This is a genomic window from Mariniphaga sediminis, assembly GCF_003573545.1.
GTDB lineage: Bacteria > Bacteroidota > Bacteroidia > Bacteroidales > Prolixibacteraceae > Mariniphaga > Mariniphaga sediminis.
Window position 1 is genome coordinate 83,592 of record NZ_QWET01000006.1, and the last position, 17,979, is coordinate 101,570.

Genomic DNA, 17,979 nt, shown 5'->3' on the forward strand with positions numbered 1-17,979 from the left:
ACTTCCATTGGTTTATAATTCACTTTCCCTGTTAATCTGCACCGACCAGATAAACGGAACATACGAGTATTCAGAACCGGTAACATAATGTTGCAGGTAATACATGGCAGACAAACCCGGCAGATAACTCCAGGCGTCACTTACCCCAGCGCCATAATGGTCGAAAATGCGGTAAGTGATGTCAATATCCCCGGATGACAGGTCTATATGGGCTTCCAGCCGCTGGTATCCGCCCATCACCGCCCAGGAGAACATACTGTCTGTGCCGCCGACATAATCGGGCCGTGTACGGATCAACTCTGCCTGGCATTCGAATCCGTGCAGCGAATGATGTTCATTAAAATAGGCTCTTACCGAGGTTTCAAATTCACCGGCAAATTCAGTAAATGCATCTGTTCCGCCAATCTCTCCGGCCATATCACTTCCGGTGCCAAAATGAATTTGTCCGCCACTTCCGGTGATGAAATTATTAAAGAGCCGGTTGTCGTCAGAAGTATCCACACCAAAGGTCCCGGTAAAAAAGCCGATATAATAATCGGAATAGGCCAGGTCCTCTCCCAAAAGATTATCGTATACCCAGATATCCGGACTTCGATCATCCGGCCGGTGTTCCAGCTTGTCCAAATCATGGTCTGCATCGCTGTTAATATCGCGCCCGTCGGAACAGTCCATCACGGTTACTGAACCGGATATCGGCAGCGGATCAAATTCCATGCAGGTTACCGTCGGGAAAAAGGTTACCTCTACCCGCCGGTTGTATTCTAAGGTTTCATATTCCAGGCTTTCCCCATGCCCAATCGGTATCATTTGCGATCCAGGTATTCCGAATGCCGCCAGCAGGCTTTTGACCCTCAAGGCCCGTTGCACCGACAAAGCCATGTTGTGCGTGGAACCTCCTTCTTCGCTGGCGTACCCATGAATAAAGATAACACCATCGGGGCCCGTCATTCCCAAATAGCTTTGAATCTCATGCAAAAGCAGCATAAAATGTATCGAAGAGTTAATCTCGCTGTCGTTTCTGAAATCGGCCGAGTCGTGCTGGAACCAAACTACGGTTTGTGCCCTGCTGATGGATTCGCCGTCTTCACAGTCCGAATCCGGGTACCTGCTAATCATGTCCGAAGCTCCGGTTTGCTCAATTTCCGGAGCAGCCGTTTCTTCTTCCTCCAGAGACTGCACAAGCGGCTCCTCTTCACAGTCAGTGCATTTTTCCTGTATCAACTCCCCTGTATTTTCATCATCAGCCCCAGCCTGAAGAACCGGAGATACCGATTCCTCCAAAGGTTTTTCGCTGATTTCCTCCTGCTCCGGAGAATCCTCTGCCATGGAATTTTGAATTGCTGAAGACGGGGCAGAAGCAAAAAAAGGAGAAGGCGAAGGGGCATTCAGAAAAGTATCCTGGTTTTGGGTTCTCTCCAACACCTGATCGGCCACTTTATCGGCCTCCACCTCAAATTTATCGTTGGGTTTTCCCACATTCAGCTTTGGCTGAAAAAAATGCGTATTCCATCCACCTCCCTGAACAGAGGAAGAATGTGAATTCGTTTTTGTATTTCTTTCCGCATGCATCAAAGCTATCTATTACACTAAAAATGGTACATCATTTACTTCGAAACCGTTATTTCCTTCCTTTGAACTGTTTCCTTCCACCGGAGTTCCACCCTGATATTTCCTGTTTGTTCAAACAAGGCGTCACCCAGCGGCCACTGAACCGTTTTACTTTTCCCGGGCTGTACTTTCAGATTAATAATCGTTCCATTTTGCACAGCCAAATCCCACGCAATATTCTTTTTATCATTTACATACAATTCTGTTTCCGATATATTGAAATAAACCGGACTGTCGCTTTCATTTGTCACATTCAGGCCAATCATAAAATCAGCAACCTCGCTCAACTTCAGAGTATCCGAGCTCACCAGTAATTTAATATTTAGACTTTCATTACTCATTAAAAAACCACATTGTTGATGAACCTGATAACAGAAGCGCCGGCTTTGGTAATCATCATTGTTCCACCCGGGAACATAAAAAAGGCCTGAACCGTGTTGGTAAATATCCGGCCCTGGGCATCGGATTCCCCGTCTATTTTATACCGGTTGGGAACAACCCATTCGAATGTTCCGAAAGAGAAAGGGGCCGGAACCGCATGCCATGAAGCATGATCCCGTAGCCCGGAATTGTTGTCGTTAAACGGCAGGTAGTCGGGGTTTGGATTGTGGAAAATGGTTGCTGCGGCAAACTGGTTAAAGTACCCCGAAACATTAGTTGCCGGGCCCGGAACCTCCAACCACTGGGTCCGGCCAAAATTCACATTCAATGGATTCACTACCACATCTGTAATCATACAGGCCCCCGCCGTTCCGGCCGGAATAGCATCATTCCTGTTCACTGTCATGGCCAACGCATTGGGTGCAATTACGGTCATCGGCATAACACGCGTACCGCCTGGTGTAGTGACCGTAATGGTAGGTGCGGTTGCCACAGCCGGCGCTTCCCACACAATATTGGAACCGGTATTCAGCCCGATGATGTGGCCATCAGAGACAGACCAGGTGCCCGAGGTGTTAGCTGTAAACCGGACACGCTCTCCTACCCCCACTGTTGTACGGGTATCCGGCGTTCCGTCCGGGGCGCTTTTTATGGTTTCCGACGTAACAACCGGCGGCGCTGTGGGGGGCGGAAGTACAGGTACCGGGGGCGGAAGCGCCGGAGCCCCGCCGGTATATAAAGCATTCAGGGCCGACATGGTATTCGGTCCCAAAACGCCGTCGGCCGACAAAGAAGATGATCGCTGGAAATCCATTAATGCCCGGCGGGTTTCGTTGCCGAAAATACCGTCCACACCAAACTGCGGCAGCGGGAAACCGGCATCAACCAATGCCTGCTGCATCAGTGAAACAGCCGGGCCGGAATCTCCCGAACTTATATTTCCTTCATCATCGTAAACCGCTTCCAGGTCGGCATTGCCGGAGAAACGAGCCGCTGTCAGATCGTGGCCGTCGCCAATTGTCATTTGCAATTTGGCCGGAATCATTCCTTTTTGCTGAATAGTATGCGTTAATTCATGTGCCAGAAGATGTTTCCCTTCCTGCGACTGCGGGTTGTATTTTCCTTTATTAAAATAAATATCGTTTCCGTGGGTAAAAGCCTGAGCACCCAGTTCCCTGCTCATCTGTTCCGCCTGCGTGCCGGTATGAATATTTACATTCCCGAAATCGGCGCCAAAACCTTTCTCCATCTCATGCCGGGTATTTGTGTCCATTTTATTTCCACTTCCGGCGCCATTTCTCAACTGACTTTCTGTCTGTGGATTAACGGGAGTCTGACCATTGAGTTTGGCTTGCACCGGTTCTTCTTCCTCTTCTGCCACCTGCCCGGCAACAAAAGCCCTATCTTCCGGTTTCTCTTCTGCTTGTGCCTGAGGTTCTTCCTCTTCAGCCTCGGGCTGCATTTGAGCCATTTCTTCCTCCTCTTCCTGAGATTGTATTGCTTCTTCCTCTTCCTGCGCCTGCACCGGTTCCTCTTCCTCCTCTTCCTGAGATTGTATTGCTTCTTCCTCTTCCTGCGCCTGCACCGGTTCCTCTTCCTCCTCTGCCTGCATCTGGATATTTCCCCATTGTTTGGTCTGCAGTTCTTCTTCCTCCTCCTGTTTCTGAACCAGCGGAGTTATACCTTCGGCAAGTGGTTTTTCCTGAACAACTCCGTTTTGTCCCTGAAAAAGAGATGATCCCGGGGCACTGAAAAAACCGTCTGTACCAGATTCAGTACGGCTCACCACTTTATCGGCCACTGCATCGGCTTCCGTTTCATATTTATCGCCCGGTTTTCCTACCGACAGTTTTGTTTGCAAACCAAAAAATCCGGAACTCCCCCGTGCTCTAAAAAAAGGAGAAGTCTTTTTCATTCTCCTTCGTGTTTTTCTAGATGTTTTTGTTTTCATAACATTACCAATCAACGTATAACAACTCTTTCAGCCACGGTATTTTTACCAGCGAAATATTCCATGCCAGTTTCTCCAACAGGATATCCTGTGCTTTTCTTTCCACAACCAGTTTGTAATTCTTTTCCTTTTTGAATAATTTTCCGTTGCGCTGCAGAAACATCTGGCGCAAGCCGTCCGGGGAGGTGTTTTTCAGGGCAGCCCAATGTTTGATTACTTCATCTAAAAGAAGGTTGGCTTCATTTTTTTCATGTTGTGTAAGCAGGCTCTCTCGTGGAACAGGTGTCTCCAACGGAATTCCACACAAAAACTTACCAAAAACCAGGTTGCCTTCAAAAAAATCTTCCTCCCCGGTGGCCAGATAGTGCACCATTTGAACAGCCAGATGACGCCTGGCTTCGGTTATAATTCCTTTTTTATTCGTTATTTCAATTGTTCTGAAAAAGGGTTTCAAAAAAGGATGTAGTAAAATCAAACCTGCATTGGATACGGCTATTTCTCCTTCTTCTTCCAAAAAAGCAGAATTTCCCCTATCCTTTTCCAATGCCGAAATATCTTTCAAATTCCCCTTTCCATTCGTACTCTCTTTCGGCACAAAAGCCTCGTTCGTATCTGATTTTAAATCAGCCGGCTTTGGTTTTCCAAATTTCGGGAAGTGGCTCAAACGACGAATCTTTTCCAGCTCGTCCTTCCTTACGGGTTCTACTTTCATCAGTAAATCAACTACTTTACCCAATATTTCTTTTACTTCCGAAACAGCCCTTTCCTTTCTTTTTTCGGATGCAGAACTTTCGGCATTGTAAACCATCTGCAACAGATCGCTGGCCGTTTGCAACACGTGTTTTTCGTGGTGCCCTGTTGAAACCAGCAATAAAAATTGCAGGAACCGGCGACGAAATTGCGAAGTTTGCTTTTCAGTATTAGTCAACATCCATTTCTTCACGTCCCGGAATTCGGGAAAAATTTGAAGGAGAAAATGCTCCGCAACTTCCGGTTCGAACTGAAGAACAAACCGACTGATAGCCTCCGTTTTCTTTTGCAACACTGCCCTCAGGCGGTCAGAAAAATTGCTCTCTGTCAAACTTTTTTGCCAGTTCTGAAGATCTGTTAGTTCCGCAATGTACTCCTCCTTTCCAAACCAGGGCAGATACCCGTTTTCAAGAAAAAATAAAAATGTATTTTCCCTGTTTCCCGTTGTCGAAATACTTTCGACCTTTTCTCCTTCAAAGGTTTCAACCTTCTTACCATTAACAAGACCTACCGAAGATTCCAGTTTCTCAGCCAGTTTGCGGGTAATTTCAGGTTCAATGTCTTTTACATTGCTAAACCGGAGGGGCGCAATTTCCAAGTTTAACGAATTAAAACGCACCACCCCTCCGGTATAATCAAACTGATCCAAAATTTTTTCGAGCCGCGGGAAAAGTTCTTTTTCCAAAAATTCTCCAATATCATTTTTAATGGCATACGCCGATTCCTGGCTGTCGGTATTAATTTCCACAACCATCTTTTCAATGATATGGGTTGGCTCACTCAAATTATACTAAATTTTCTTCTAAGATTATTTTTACATGCTCTTCCAGTATTCCTTTTCCGGCCACTCTTTCTGCCCATGCATTCATAAACTCGCGCAACGAATCAGGAAGTTTCACTTCACGTTCTTTTAGGTTCCGCAAAATGGAAATTATCTGTTCAAACATTCTTCCCAGAATATCTTTTGATGCATCGAGTACATCATTATTCTGACAACCAATGACATTGTAGAACAACCGGAGCTGCAAAGCGAAGATCCGTACCAGATTTTGGAATTCTTCGTTTTCAGGGGTACCCGATAATTCAGCAACCATTTGCGATGTCTGAATCAGTAATTCGAGGAAAAGAGATGGCAATTTTCCATTATTGTTGCCATTCAGGAAGTTATCCACATCGTTGAGTACTCCGTTGCTAAACTCTTCCGTGCCACCGTACAATTCGCTTGTCGACATCCAGATTGGCACAACAAAATTGGAGCCGGGAAGATTCAATTCCCCCAGAATTTTAAGGTCTGCCTCCATCCCGGATTTTGCTCTGTCCAGACAAGTATCAACCGGTGGTTCCACTTTCGTTTCAAACGTTATCACATCGGTAGTGACCGTACCGCAGAACTCACTATTTGCTGCAAGTACCAGGCTCCACGTTGTCGGACTGTTTGGAGTCAATTCGATTACCACAGGTGAAGTATCACTTCGCTCAAACTTTTCTTCATTAACACTCCAGACAAAAGAAATAGCACCTGTTGAATTGTTGGTAAGAATTAACTGGTTGCCTTCCTGTCTCGGTTCGAAAGCAGCAACCGGTCTAGCATGCACGGTGGCAATGATGCCGGATGGCTCCCCGTTCACGGTAAATTCATGCCCGCCAACACCGGCATTTGCCGGCACAAACACAAAGCCACCAGCTGATGTTGACTCAACTCCTGCGCCTTCTATCAATACATCTGCACCTTGGGGACTAATTGTAAACGGATGTCCGGTTTTATCGCTTTCACAAAAATCTCTTCCGTCTAGGTCAACCTCAATGACCTCCTCGAAAAGTTCTATTTCATGTTCTGCCGTCCCGGAACATGATCCATTGGATCCGGTAACTGTTAATTTCACCACAACAATATTCTTTTCCGTTCCCGGCAACTCGTCGTATGCATGGGTTGGATTTTGCTTTGCGGAAGTGGGACTGCCGTCACCGAAATCCCATAAGAAGGAGGCTCCCTCAATATCGCCGAACGGACTAAAAGTAATTTCCTGGTTAAGCGGTACTCTCTCAGGGGCTTCAAAATCAACCTGCGGCGTTTTGAAAACCGTCAGTTCCGCATCGGTAACCTGCTGGTTCACTGTAAAGCCAATAGGTTTTCCTAACATTTCTTCCGGAAAAACAGCCGGGTCGATGGTAATTTTACCATTTTCAATAGTCAGACCTGCTGTTTCAGGATCAGCCACTACGGTGCCGTCTTCCGGCGAAACTTCATACAGAATAGATCCTGTGTCCGATCCGATACACCACGTCTCTTTCTCAAGCCTCAGCGTTGCCGGACGCCGGGGAACAATAAAGTTCACCGGTGCGCAATCGGAACAACACAAGTAAGGCAATGAAAAGTCGGCTACCACTGTATTGTTGGGCACTTCGGAAATCTTCAAAAATTCGGCAGCCGCTGCCCTGGAAATAATGGCCTCGCGCCTGGCTTTGGTTGCCCTCGTTTTGTTCAGGTAAACCAATACAAACGTTCCCCCTGGCTGCACGCCAGCTTTGTGCTCCGCACCAGGATGTTTTTCGATGAACTTCGCCAGTTGAAGACGAAGCAGAATACTTTCTTTGCGTTTATTTATTTCTTCAAACAGTATCTCCAGTTTTTTACCGGAACAGCAAACAAACGAAAGCTGGTTGATCAACAGATCCATAAACAATTTCAGGCTCTGGGTCAGTTCGATGTTCTGGTAACGGTTTTTCAAAAGTTTAACCCGGGAGCAAAGCTCTTTTAACGTCAGTTTATACCTGTCGACCGTGTTAACCGTAAAGTCCTGTAATTTTCCGGGCATTTTCACCACCAGCTCATTAGACCATGCCAGCAGTTCAATGGATTGGTCAATTACAAAGGCTTTCATTTCAGGTTGCTCAGCCCATACCTCGTCAGAAATCTGCTCTTCCACCAACGCTTTGGATTTGGCTATCACATCGTTGACCGAACCGCCTTTTGTTTCCTCAAATGCCGTTACCAGCACACTGCCGAGGGCATCTTTTTCTGTGGTCAGGTTATCGGGAATTATGGTACTGTTAAATGCCAGTGTCTGACCGCCCGCAATATCCTTTGATACACTTTCGCGGGCAGCAAATACTTTATCACCCGTAACTCCTTCGAAGTTGGTAGTTAAACGGGAAGTAAACGAAGTATCGCGTGTTGTAAAAGCCTTGGCCGCCACCCGATGGGTCAGTACCGGATCTTTAACATTTGTACCAGGATTTACAAGACTGAACCCTGAAAAGAACTTTGACACTTCCCCAAGGATACACTCCTGTTCGGCAGTCCAGGCACGCAACATTACCTGTAAATCCTCAAATTCACAATCATAATCTTCAATATTCAGGTCTTCCACGTTCAGATTTACCGACAAGGCTTTTACGTCGAATGCCAGCCCGTACTGTTCCTTCTGACCATTAATTTCCTCGAGCGCTGTTCTGTAATCTTTTCCCTGGTGACCTTCAATCCGGTAAAAATCGAAGCCGTCGATGTTGTAATTGAGCGGGTTCTGAATGTGAGGCCAGTTTGCCAGGTTTTCCCGGTGGTAGCTCAGATTGGTATTCTGGGCATTCTTTTCCGTTTTAAAATAATTCCAGTATTCCAGCAATTTAAGGTTAACATCGTAATAAAACGGGATGGCCCGATCGCCCAGCGCCACCATTCTTCTGGAAGGGGTAATCTTTATTTTTCCCTCTTTTTCACCAAACTCTTTGATTATTTCCACCAGTCGAAGAAAAAGTTTTCTGCACTGTTCTATTTTTCCGCCGCCGCAAGCCAGCGCAGGCGACTTGTAAAACCGGTGCCGGAAGTGTTTTACAGGACTGTCGATTTCGTCGAGACTACCAAGCAGTAAATGTTTCGGAAAGGCATGAATGTCGGGACAACACTCTTCTTTCAGTGAAAGCAGGAGCGCCTTAATTTCCATATAGGTGTCCACTACATCTTTAAAACAATCGTAACGATACTGTACATTAAACGGTAAACTAAAACTGCCAAAACCTGCAATCTCTTTCAGTTTACCCAACGTTGCAGGCAGGGTATTTTTAGGCAGTTTTATTTGCAGTATGGAGTTAAAATCCTCTGCAATTTTTGTGATTCCGGAGGAGAGGTTACTTAAGAGCGTTTTGTTATTTATCGCTTTATGAAAAGCCAGTTTAAGGCTTTCATAATCCGATGAATTGTTTGGATTTAAAATGACCCGCGGTACGGCCACATCGGGCAGATCGAAATATTTATCGGCCATATCGTATTTGGAGAACAGGGAATCGTTTTCGGCGATGTAGGTGGCATCTTCTTTGGAAACCAGCAATACCCTAAGCCGGGCCACCTGCTCCACTCCCTGGTTGTCGCAATCAACGGTGGTACATAAATCCCCTTCTTTTGCGTACCCCTCAAGATAAAGCAGCACCACCTTATTTTCCAGGTCAGGTAGTTCCCCCAACGGATCTTCTTCTTCGGTTTGTCCAGGCAGAATTTCCCACAAATCCATCAGAGTCTCGGTTTCGCCCCCATCCTCTGTCCTTCTGAAAAAGGCATAGTTGGCAAAGTTATCCTCGAATTTTCGGAAATGGGTAAATTTTATTTCTTTTAAATCAATGGATTTATCTGTTGAAAGCGGAACATTTTTACGGAGCAGGATCAGGTCTCCATCTGTTGTAACACCCACTCCCTGGGAAATGGTTACTGTTTTCGCCGAATTATTATACTTCAGCTTAAAACCACAAACAACTCCCACTCCATTCAGGAAAACCCGCGACAACCGGTGTTGGTCTTCAAAATAATTGATAAACCCGTTCAGTTGATCCTTTGTCAATACCTGGTTATCGACAAACGTATGGTACTGCGTGGTAATTTCAGTTAATTTCTCTGCCATAGCTTATTTATTAAATGTTTCCAATGTTGGTGCGGCCAAGGATAATCCTGCCCTCCAGTTTTTCATCTTCATCATCGCAATCGATCAGTTTTCCCGTAGGATAAACCGAGTTCAATTCGTTTAATATTTTTATAAATTCTTTTAATGTATCTGCATCGTGTTCCTGCCCCAGATTGGTTTTTGCCAGCAAGAATTTTTTGTAAGCCGTTTCAAACCGGAGCATATCATTCTCTTCATCGGGAACCTGTCCTTTCCGGTAACCAACCCAGCAAATCCGCGCCAACACATGTGCAGGCAACTCTTTCCGAATGAGTTCTTCCAAAAAATTGCGAAAATCTGTATTGGCAAACCGATAGGTCCAACCGGGTAAAACCACGGTAACCCTAAAAGAATAAGGATCGATTGGGTGGCAGCCGTCGCAATCATCGTCGCAGATAGGGATAAAACGATCCAACGGCACTAATTCAGAAGTTACGTCAGGGCGAAGAAGAATATGTTCCACCAAAAACATACCTTCTTCGCTAAATACTCCTGTCATAAATGTAATTATTTCAAGAAGAGCCTCTTTCATCTCCTCCTGAGTTTCCCGGTAAGTGTACTGACGGGCAATCACCCAGTCTGTGCCGTCGGGATCGGCCTCCCTGTTAAGCACATTAAAAGAGTACTTCCCGGTATCGGAAATTTGTATTTCAAAGTTACCCACCACTGCTTCGTCGGGAACCTCACTTTCAAAGGCTTCCTCAATTGTTTTGGGCGAAGTTTCCACAATTTTCACCACGGCCCTGTACAATTCATTCTGAGCCTCCTGGGGAGTGGTATAATTTTCGGTAGCCGAAAGAATGATATCACCTTCCTGATCGTGAACCCGCCAGCGGAAAACCGTTTCCCCGTCAGAATCAACCAAATCGTAAATTTCGATAAACGACCCCGACAAGTCTCTCCGGGAATAATCTTTTATCCCTACAAGCCGGGCAATACGTTTCTGCACTCCTGCCACATTCTGTGTGTCCCAAAGCATTTCTCCGGGCTGCCGGTAATAATTGAAAGCACTGCCGCGCTCCCGGCTGGTTACATCGTAATCTTTTATAAAGCTTTGTTTCGACTGAAGAATAGCGTTGTCGGCATAATTCCCGTAAAGCTGTTTCATCAGAAAAGCATAGTCTGTGAACTTCTCAGCAAACCGGGACATCAGATGGTCAAGCAGTTTATTTTTGCGCTCCACGTTATTGTCCAGGTCACCGATTAACTTCTCAGTCAACTCTTCCGGATTGCCGGCAGGATAATCCGATACCAGTTGGTCAAAGTCCTTTATATCCTGAACAGCCTGTGTAAAGTATGTTTTTTTCCATTTATTATCGACTGAAAGCAGGTCTTTTACTTTTCCGAGATGGGCAAAATAGGAAGCCAGCACCTGGTCGAAAAACAGCAGGTATCCTTTCAACTGTTTGGCCTGTGATTTTCGGGCAGTTTTTACGCGCGACGGCAGGCCATTCCGGCCAATGCCGTATGTATCGGGAAAATCGTTTTGGATGGTGGTTGTTTCGCTGGTACCCAGATACACCCCTTCCGGAACTTCAATTTCCATTCCTACCTTTGCCAATTCCTGGGCTTCCTTTTCCGCTTTCTTAATTTCATCGAGGTAAAACTCCACTCTTTTTTTGTTGACATTTACCGGCAATACGCTTTTAAAATAGCTGTAAGCGCTGTCAATGCAACGTACCGGCTTTTTACCCGGCTGCACACAAATGATCCATTCATCCGATGTATCCTCCGGATTTTTACAGTCATTGATCGAAATATCTTTAATAATTTTTACCCCTTCAATGGCCATAATCAACTGCATCAAATCCGACAAACGCACCTCGGTACGCAAACTGGCGGCCTCCAGCTCTGCCGGATCGATGAACCCGTTTTCCAGTAAAGGCCCCTCAAAAATCTCATCAGAGGGATAGCCTTTCTCCAGCATTTGTTTCAATGACCAAAACTTTAATGAAGGAGAAAAATAGTTGTCGATGGTATGAATTACTTTGGCATGCACCAGTTCCTCATCAGATTCCGGGTCCAGTTCAATGCTGGCGCAAACGGAAATGGGGTGCGTTTTCACATCCTGAATATCGATCAGGTCTTCGCACAAATTACGGTTGGCATGAAAACGGGTCCTTATTTCATCTTTTATCCGGTCCTTTTCCGCTTCCTGCAACTCTTCCGTCGGAAATTCCTCTTTATCCAGATCGTCAAAATCAACAATAACAGTATAAAGCCCTTTCAGGTCGAAATGCTTTTTATAATCTTTATGAACGGTATCAAAATCTTTGGCATTGTATGACAGTTTGCTGTTTTTACAATCGACCCAAACCGTTTTTTTATAGGTTTTCAGCCAACAATTTTTAACGCCTTCAATGTCGATAAACAGTTTCCGGTAATCGGCCTCGCTCACAGCTTTTGTTGGTAAAATCTGCGATGCCCTGAAAAACTGCTCTTCGATATCCGATGCGGTTTTGTCTTCAGGCGCCAGGAGATTTTCCATCGGCAACTCAATGCGCGCACCAAGGTCGGTCAGCGCATAGCTTAGCATTTCAAGTATGGTAATTCCCGGATCGTGCGCATTGTAATCGGTCCAGATGTCGCTTGCCAACTGTTCTATATATTCCAATCCTTTCCTGCGCAGGAAACCATAGTCGAGATCGTCACCCGTGGCAACGTTTTTCTTTATCGTGCTATATTTTTTCAGCTCTGGCATGTTTCTTCGGTTTCAATTTTTGTTGTGCAACTTTTAATATCCGTGCTAATCTGATGCTGTTTAGCCGAAACCAGAATTGCTTTCGGACTTTCAGGAGATACACTTTTCGTATTGGTTTCTCCTCCCTTTTGCAGTTTTACATCGGCCACATAATCGACATATCCGAGCTTTTCAATGTAGTTTATTACGGTGCTCCGGTGAAGGGTGACGCCAAAACGGATCTCGGCGCTCCTTTCGAATGCCCATGGCGACAACAGGCGCGTAATATCTTCATTCAGTTGTTTTTTATAAAAACTTTCATCAAAACCATCATAAAACTTCACCTTCAGGTTCACGGTCACCTCTTCGTAGTCAGGATTCCGCACCACTGCATTTACATGAAAAGAATTGAGTTTGTTGATGTAGTCCTGCACCTCATTCAGCAATGCCTTGCTTACCCGTGGCTGGCAAATGTCGAACACATTTTTGTTTATAATGTCGGGAATGACAATCACCAACACATCTCCCGGCGCCAGGAAAGATGTTTCGGAAGTGTGATTCAGGCATTTCACCTTGTGTATCCCCGAAAACTGCTGTAAAATAATATGCTCGTAATCCCAGAGGGTTATTGTGCGGTTTTTATGCCTCAGGCGTTCACTTACGCGCCGGTAATATTTTGCATCCGACTCAAGCGGCACCCCGCCAAACGAACTGAAAGGCTGCGCTACTCCTTTTACCGTAGAAATCCGCTGCACCAGCTTGGAGATGGTTTCTGCCTCCAGGCCTTCTTCGAGGTGCGACAATTCGTTTCCATTATTGGTAAAACCAGCCAATACTGCCTGAGCGTAAATGGCAATGGCTTTACAAACCGCATCGTAATTCTTATGAATTTTCGCTTTCACCCACACCAACTCCGAAGGAAGGCGTGTATTGTCGGTGTTTGCCCCTTTGGGAATTGAAAACCGGACAATACCTGATTTCAGAAAATTATCGGTTTCGTTGGACACCATGTAATCGGAGTTCAATGGCTTCCATTCGTTGCTGTACAGCACCGACCATTCCACCTTCTGTTTTCCCACAAACGAATCAGCTTCCGGGTTTTCACTTCCTTCCAACACCTGAACCAGCAATGAAACCTGCTGCTGCGGCAATACATTTTCCAGTCCGATATACAATTCCCCTCCTTTACAGTATGTGGGTACTGCATAGATTTTTTTATCTGCCGCACTCAAAAATGAAAGCTGATTTTTCAGGAACGGATGTTCCTCCGACTGGCCAAAAGGATGTTCGTGAAACACCTTCAATGCATTCTCCTGAAAAGCCTCTTCTGTTGAAGTAAAATCGGAACTGGCAGTGGCAGTATAATTCAGGCGGATGGTTTCGACTAAAGGCGTATAAGGTTCATTGGGGATCAATGCATTCGGATCTTCACTGGCCAGGGCAAGGGCATAAATCCGCGGAAAGAGTTCATGCAAAAATGACTGGTCGAGCGACAGGCGTGCCGGCCCGTTTTTTCCCGTCTCATACCCCGCATTCGTAATGGAAAAGCCGGTAGAAAAACCATCTCCATCTTCATTAAAGAGCGTGAGTTTTCCCGGAAGCGTTACCCATTCCTCTTTATTCCTTATTTCGATCAATGCCTTAAAATAGTTGTTGTCGGTTACAATCAAGTTGTCGGGGTTGTTATCCACTATTTTCAAAGCCTCTTTCAATTGAGAAGTGAGGTCGTCTTTTTTCTTCGCCATTATTTGCCGAGCCAGTGCTTCCGGAAGGAAAATCCCGTCGAGATAGCCCGATGAGCTGGCCTGAAAAAGATAATCGGTCCGGTAAGCAAAATACAGGTCGACAAAGGCATCGTAACTTCCCAGCTTTTCCGGGGTGTTTTTCCAGCCGATTTCGATATTGAAAGTTTCCCACTCTTTTTTGAAGAGTTCGGAGTAGCCCATATAAAAATTAGAACGTTTCACCGGCTGTGTCCCGAACGGGTAAAATGGTTTGGCTGCATTCAGCGTACCGATATCGCTTTCCAGTTCAAGGCTTTCAATCCTTCTGACATCAATATCGACAGTTATTGTTTTTATTTCTTTTTCTACCAACCGGCGGTAAAGTGTGTGCCCGTCTTCATTTTCTGTTTGGATTAACACCCGGCACACCGGTAAGCCGGCTTCAAAATTTTCTCCGTGTATTTCCGAATTGTAAGCAACAACCGGTTTTTCATCTTTCGGAATCTGAAAGGCGAGTGTCAGTTTTTTGGTGGCCACATTCAGGCCTGAAGAATAAATGGCTCCTCCGTCCTCTTCTGTAACCTGCGCCTGAACCTTAAATGGTCCCAGCCACTCTTTTTCCCCGCTACAGTAGATTTCAATATTTTCCGTTAACATAGAAACCGGAAACGAAGCAGGTGCATTATTAAATTCAATGGTCAACCTTACATTTCGCTCCCCTTCCTTCATTTGCAAAACCTCAGAAGCCAGGGCAAATCCAAGATGTGCATCGGGAAGTTCGGGATAATCCGGGGCATTGTAATGGCCAAAAGGCCACCATTTAATATCGTCGTCGGGAAAATCGCCTCCCAGACCGTCAAAGGAAGCCGCATTTTCGGCAGCTTTTATTTTACTGTTATCATGGTCATTATATACATTTCTTAACCGGGCAACCTTCATTTTATTGGCAACAAACTCACCCTGAGTTTCATAAATTCTTTTTTGCCCATTGGCATCTTTGCCCCCGTCAAGATCGGTACCGTCCTCTGTTTTTACTTCCACACTGCTTTTAGCCAGCTCAAAAATCACGTGTACTTTATCGGGCGTTGGCGGAAGCTTTTCAATTTTCAGAATATTTTTATAATAGAAATCAAGGTGCCTCCAGGTAAGTTTATTGAACCGGTTTTTGGTGAGTTCGAGCATCTGCACAAATGCTACAAACAGCGCCAGGTGGGGAGAAATTTCACTTCCCTTGCCCACACTTTCGAGGAACGCTTCAATTTCTTCATCCTTTTTAAAGAACTCCTCCCAGTTCCCTGCAGGTGATGTATCATCATTGATGCCGAAATAATTTACATGCGCTGCAAAACGGTATGCAAACTGCATCCATTCTTTCAGGCTGAAATTATTCAGTTTTACCGAACCGGGGCTAAGCGCCTTAATATACCGCTGCTCCTGATCGGTTCCTTCACGTGTCAATGCTATTTCCTTGCCGCAATTAGCCATATTTTTCTCAGGTTATAATTCGTTCCCCTCTTCTTTATAAAAAGGGTAAACCATGTTCATTCTAGAGTTGGTTGCCCTAATGGTGTAATCGATGTTGATGAGTAATACACCGTTCAGTTCGTCCGTCGGATCAATATTGATTTTATTGACATCGATGCGCGGCTCGTAATAGAGAATGGCAGTTCTGATTAAATCGATTACATACGTTTTTAATGTCAGGTTCAGCGGATTGAACAACAGCTCGTCGAGGTTACAGCCATAACCGGGAACCATCACCCGTTCTCCCAGCCGTGTTGACAGCAGGATTTGCAGGCTGCTTTTGATGTCAGCCTCGTCTTCGAGCATTTTAACCGCTTTTGCTTCCCTGTTAAACTCCGGGGGAAAACTCCATCCCCTTCCCAGAAACGATTGATTTTTCATAATTTCTTGTTAACCTCCGATTAAAACTGTTGGAGCACCGGCCATAATTGTTCCGCCGTGTGCCGTTACATCTCCCATTCGTGCGGCAGGCATTCCGCCAATCAGGACGGTTGCCGATCCCATAACGATACTGTCAGGAGGGCCGGTACAGGTAGCCATGTCTCCTACCCGTGCGGCAGGCAATCCGCCAATTAATACGGTTGGATCTCCCGGTGGTAAAATCGGGCCTCCCACATGGGGTACGGTTCCCGTTACCATCGGGCAAACGTGCATATCTGATATTCTTGCTGCCGGTTTTCCCATTCTAATTTATTTGAACCAGTGAACCCTTTATGGTAGCCGTGGCGCTACTGGAAAGTTCCACTCCTGCCGAACCTTCAGCCTTTAGCTGTGCTCCGGCTTTTAAATCCATGTTTGTACCGCTTTCATGCGTTGTATCGGTAGATGATTTTACATTTAAAGCAGAGGCACTTTCAATGGTTATTCCTTCAGAATTCATCTCAATGAAGTTTCCGTTTTCATCTTCCAGTTTTATTCCACCATCGGCATCACTGATTATCATTTTATTTCCGTTTGGCGTTTCCACAGTTACGCTCACCTCATCGTCATTAAAAATGAACTTCATTTCGCTACGGGTCACAAAACCTTTTTCGTGATTATCGTCAGAAGCCACCAGGGGCGCTGGTTTGGCACTACTGTTCATCATGCCCAGAACGACAGCGTCATTCGGATTCCCGTTAATAAACCCTACAATTACCTCATCTTCGATTTCGGGCCGGAAGAACGATCCCCGGTTTTCGCCGGCATCCAGCGTAGCTACCCGGGCCCAGATTCCCTGTTCCTCATTGTCGACAACAGGCAGCCTCACCAAAATCCGGTCCTCCCCGTCGGGGTCCGATTCAAGCTGGGTAACAATGCCTATTTGCAGGCCATTCACTGCAGCCATCAGTCCGGCAGCAGGAAGATCATTGATATCGGTCGTTTCTGTAAACCACTTTGGGTTGATCCCAAACTGTGCATCCACCGTCCAGTTTCCCTCTGCAATCTGATGGCGAACAGCAGAAATGAACACCTTTCCATTAAAGCGGTCGCCCACTCCCTCCAAGGTCAATGTCGTGTTTGGCTTTACGGCAGGAATTCCCTGGAATTTTACCCGGCCCCTAATTTTTGCCAGTTGGTTAAACAGGTTTTTGGCATTGGCCCACTCCTGTAAGGCAGAACTGTCGCCACCGCCGTTTTTTAACTCCAGGTTTTCTGAGCCGATAACTTCCGATAAATCTGCCGGCGAAAGATTGCCATTAAGGGAGACTCCCGGATCATCTGCTTCGGCTTCCAGGAGTTCCTGCCCGGAAGCATTCCATCCATAGGAAGTTACTTTGGAAAACTGGTTCCGGGCATCAATTTCAGCGTCGAAATCCAGCAACGTGGCACCGTAAGACACAGTCTCCACTGCCTCCTGGTCTGTATCAGGTTTTTGAACGGTAATTTTTCCGTCGTCCACCACGCAGATTTTTCCGTTGGCCTGAGCGCGGGCAATACAAAAATCCCAGTCGGATACATTGTACTGCACCAGTTCTTTATGCGGAACATCAGTGGCTTCAATGTCCTTCTCCAGCCCATAAGCGTCAATAATTTCTTCCATTATTTCGCTGTCGGTGTTTTCGTAGAAGTATTTGCTTTTCCGGCCAACAGTAAGCTTAACAGCCTTGTCTTTACATTCCACAATCAAAAACGACTGGTTTGAACGAATTTTCAGGTTATGCCTGATCACAATACCTTTAAAAATGGTTTCCTCATCAGAATGATAACCTGCCTTTACTTCAATTTCATTCCCCGGAACAAATAAATCCTGATTACTGACGGTGAAGTCCTGCGACGCCGGATCTCCGTCACGCAAAACAATTTTGGCAGTGGGTATCCGGTTGATCTCTTTTTCCACACTGATACTCAAAGCCTGCACCGAACCGGAAAGTTCTTCTCCTGCGACCAGAATTTTGAAGGTAACCAAATCGGCTGATTGTGCTGTATTTATAACTCTCTGTACCGCCATAA

The 17,979-nt window shown here is 45.7% G+C and carries 10 protein-coding genes; all 10 read right to left on the minus strand.

The genetic code is table 11. The features are described from left to right. Positions 1 to 12: 12 nt before the first annotated feature. The 10 genes from D1164_RS09410 to vgrG are packed head-to-tail and all read right to left on the minus strand — an operon-like array spanning position 13 to position 17,977. The gene (locus D1164_RS09410) at positions 13 to 1,569 is read right to left on the minus strand and encodes an OmpA family protein (protein ID WP_119349719.1); all 1,557 of its coding nucleotides are present in this window, start codon (positions 1,567 to 1,569) and stop codon (positions 13 to 15) included. A 35-nt stretch (positions 1,570 to 1,604) separates the two neighbouring features. Then, positions 1,605 to 1,949 (minus strand): hypothetical protein, encoded by a 345-nt coding sequence (locus D1164_RS09415; RefSeq protein WP_119349720.1) that lies wholly within the window; start codon positions 1,947 to 1,949, stop codon positions 1,605 to 1,607. Further along, positions 1,949 to 3,904, minus strand: a complete 1,956-nt coding sequence (locus tag D1164_RS09420; protein ID WP_119349721.1) for an eCIS core domain-containing protein — start codon at positions 3,902 to 3,904, stop codon at positions 1,949 to 1,951. Before D1164_RS09420 ends, D1164_RS09415 begins: the two co-directional genes overlap by 1 nt. 40 nt (positions 3,905 to 3,944) lie before the next feature. Beyond that, complete coding sequence (locus D1164_RS09425; RefSeq protein ID WP_147372118.1) at positions 3,945 to 5,474, minus strand: contractile injection system tape measure protein; 1,530 nt, start codon at positions 5,472 to 5,474, stop codon at positions 3,945 to 3,947. Position 5,475: 1 nt separating this feature from the next. Further along, positions 5,476 to 9,579 (minus strand): PKD domain-containing protein, encoded by a 4,104-nt coding sequence (locus tag D1164_RS09430; RefSeq protein WP_119349723.1) that lies wholly within the window; start codon positions 9,577 to 9,579, stop codon positions 5,476 to 5,478. 10 nt (positions 9,580 to 9,589) lie between these two features. Then, complete coding sequence (locus D1164_RS09435; RefSeq protein ID WP_119349724.1) at positions 9,590 to 12,319, minus strand: hypothetical protein; 2,730 nt, start codon at positions 12,317 to 12,319, stop codon at positions 9,590 to 9,592. Further along, positions 12,307 to 15,507, minus strand: coding sequence for a baseplate J/gp47 family protein (locus tag D1164_RS09440; RefSeq protein WP_119349725.1), 3,201 nt, complete (start codon positions 15,505 to 15,507; stop codon positions 12,307 to 12,309). The genes D1164_RS09435 and D1164_RS09440 overlap by 13 nt, the downstream gene beginning before the upstream one ends. A 12-nt stretch (positions 15,508 to 15,519) precedes the next feature. Then, the gene (locus D1164_RS09445; RefSeq protein WP_119349726.1) at positions 15,520 to 15,927 is read right to left on the minus strand and encodes a GPW/gp25 family protein; all 408 of its coding nucleotides are present in this window, start codon (positions 15,925 to 15,927) and stop codon (positions 15,520 to 15,522) included. Between the two features lie 9 nt (positions 15,928 to 15,936). Continuing rightward, positions 15,937 to 16,230: a PAAR domain-containing protein gene (locus tag D1164_RS09450; protein WP_119349727.1), complete on the minus strand. Its 294-nt coding sequence runs from the start codon at positions 16,228 to 16,230 to the stop codon at positions 15,937 to 15,939. Between the two features lies 1 nt (position 16,231). Continuing rightward, positions 16,232 to 17,977, minus strand: coding sequence for a type VI secretion system tip protein VgrG (vgrG, locus tag D1164_RS09455; RefSeq protein WP_119349728.1), 1,746 nt, complete (start codon positions 17,975 to 17,977; stop codon positions 16,232 to 16,234). Positions 17,978 to 17,979: the final 2 nt, after the last annotated feature.

Bases quoted from the DNA above. Each gene is read 5' to 3' on its own strand.
- D1164_RS09410 (WP_119349719.1), bottom strand. From the start codon at position 1,569: ATGCATGCGGAAAGAAATACAAAAACGAATTCACATTCTTCCTCTGTT.
- D1164_RS09415 (WP_119349720.1), bottom strand. From the start codon at position 1,949: ATGAGTAATGAAAGTCTAAATATTAAATTACTGGTGAGCTCGGATACT.
- D1164_RS09420 (WP_119349721.1), bottom strand. From the start codon at position 3,904: ATGAAAAAGACTTCTCCTTTTTTTAGAGCACGGGGGAGTTCCGGATTT.
- D1164_RS09430 (WP_119349723.1), bottom strand. From the start codon at position 9,579: ATGGCAGAGAAATTAACTGAAATTACCACGCAGTACCATACGTTTGTC.
- D1164_RS09435 (WP_119349724.1), bottom strand. From the start codon at position 12,319: ATGCCAGAGCTGAAAAAATATAGCACGATAAAGAAAAACGTTGCCACG.
- D1164_RS09440 (WP_119349725.1), bottom strand. From the start codon at position 15,507: ATGGCTAATTGCGGCAAGGAAATAGCATTGACACGTGAAGGAACCGAT.
- D1164_RS09445 (WP_119349726.1), bottom strand. From the start codon at position 15,927: ATGAAAAATCAATCGTTTCTGGGAAGGGGATGGAGTTTTCCCCCGGAG.
- D1164_RS09450 (WP_119349727.1), bottom strand. From the start codon at position 16,230: ATGGGAAAACCGGCAGCAAGAATATCAGATATGCACGTTTGCCCGATG.
- vgrG (WP_119349728.1), bottom strand. From the start codon at position 17,977: ATGGCGGTACAGAGAGTTATAAATACAGCACAATCAGCCGATTTGGTT.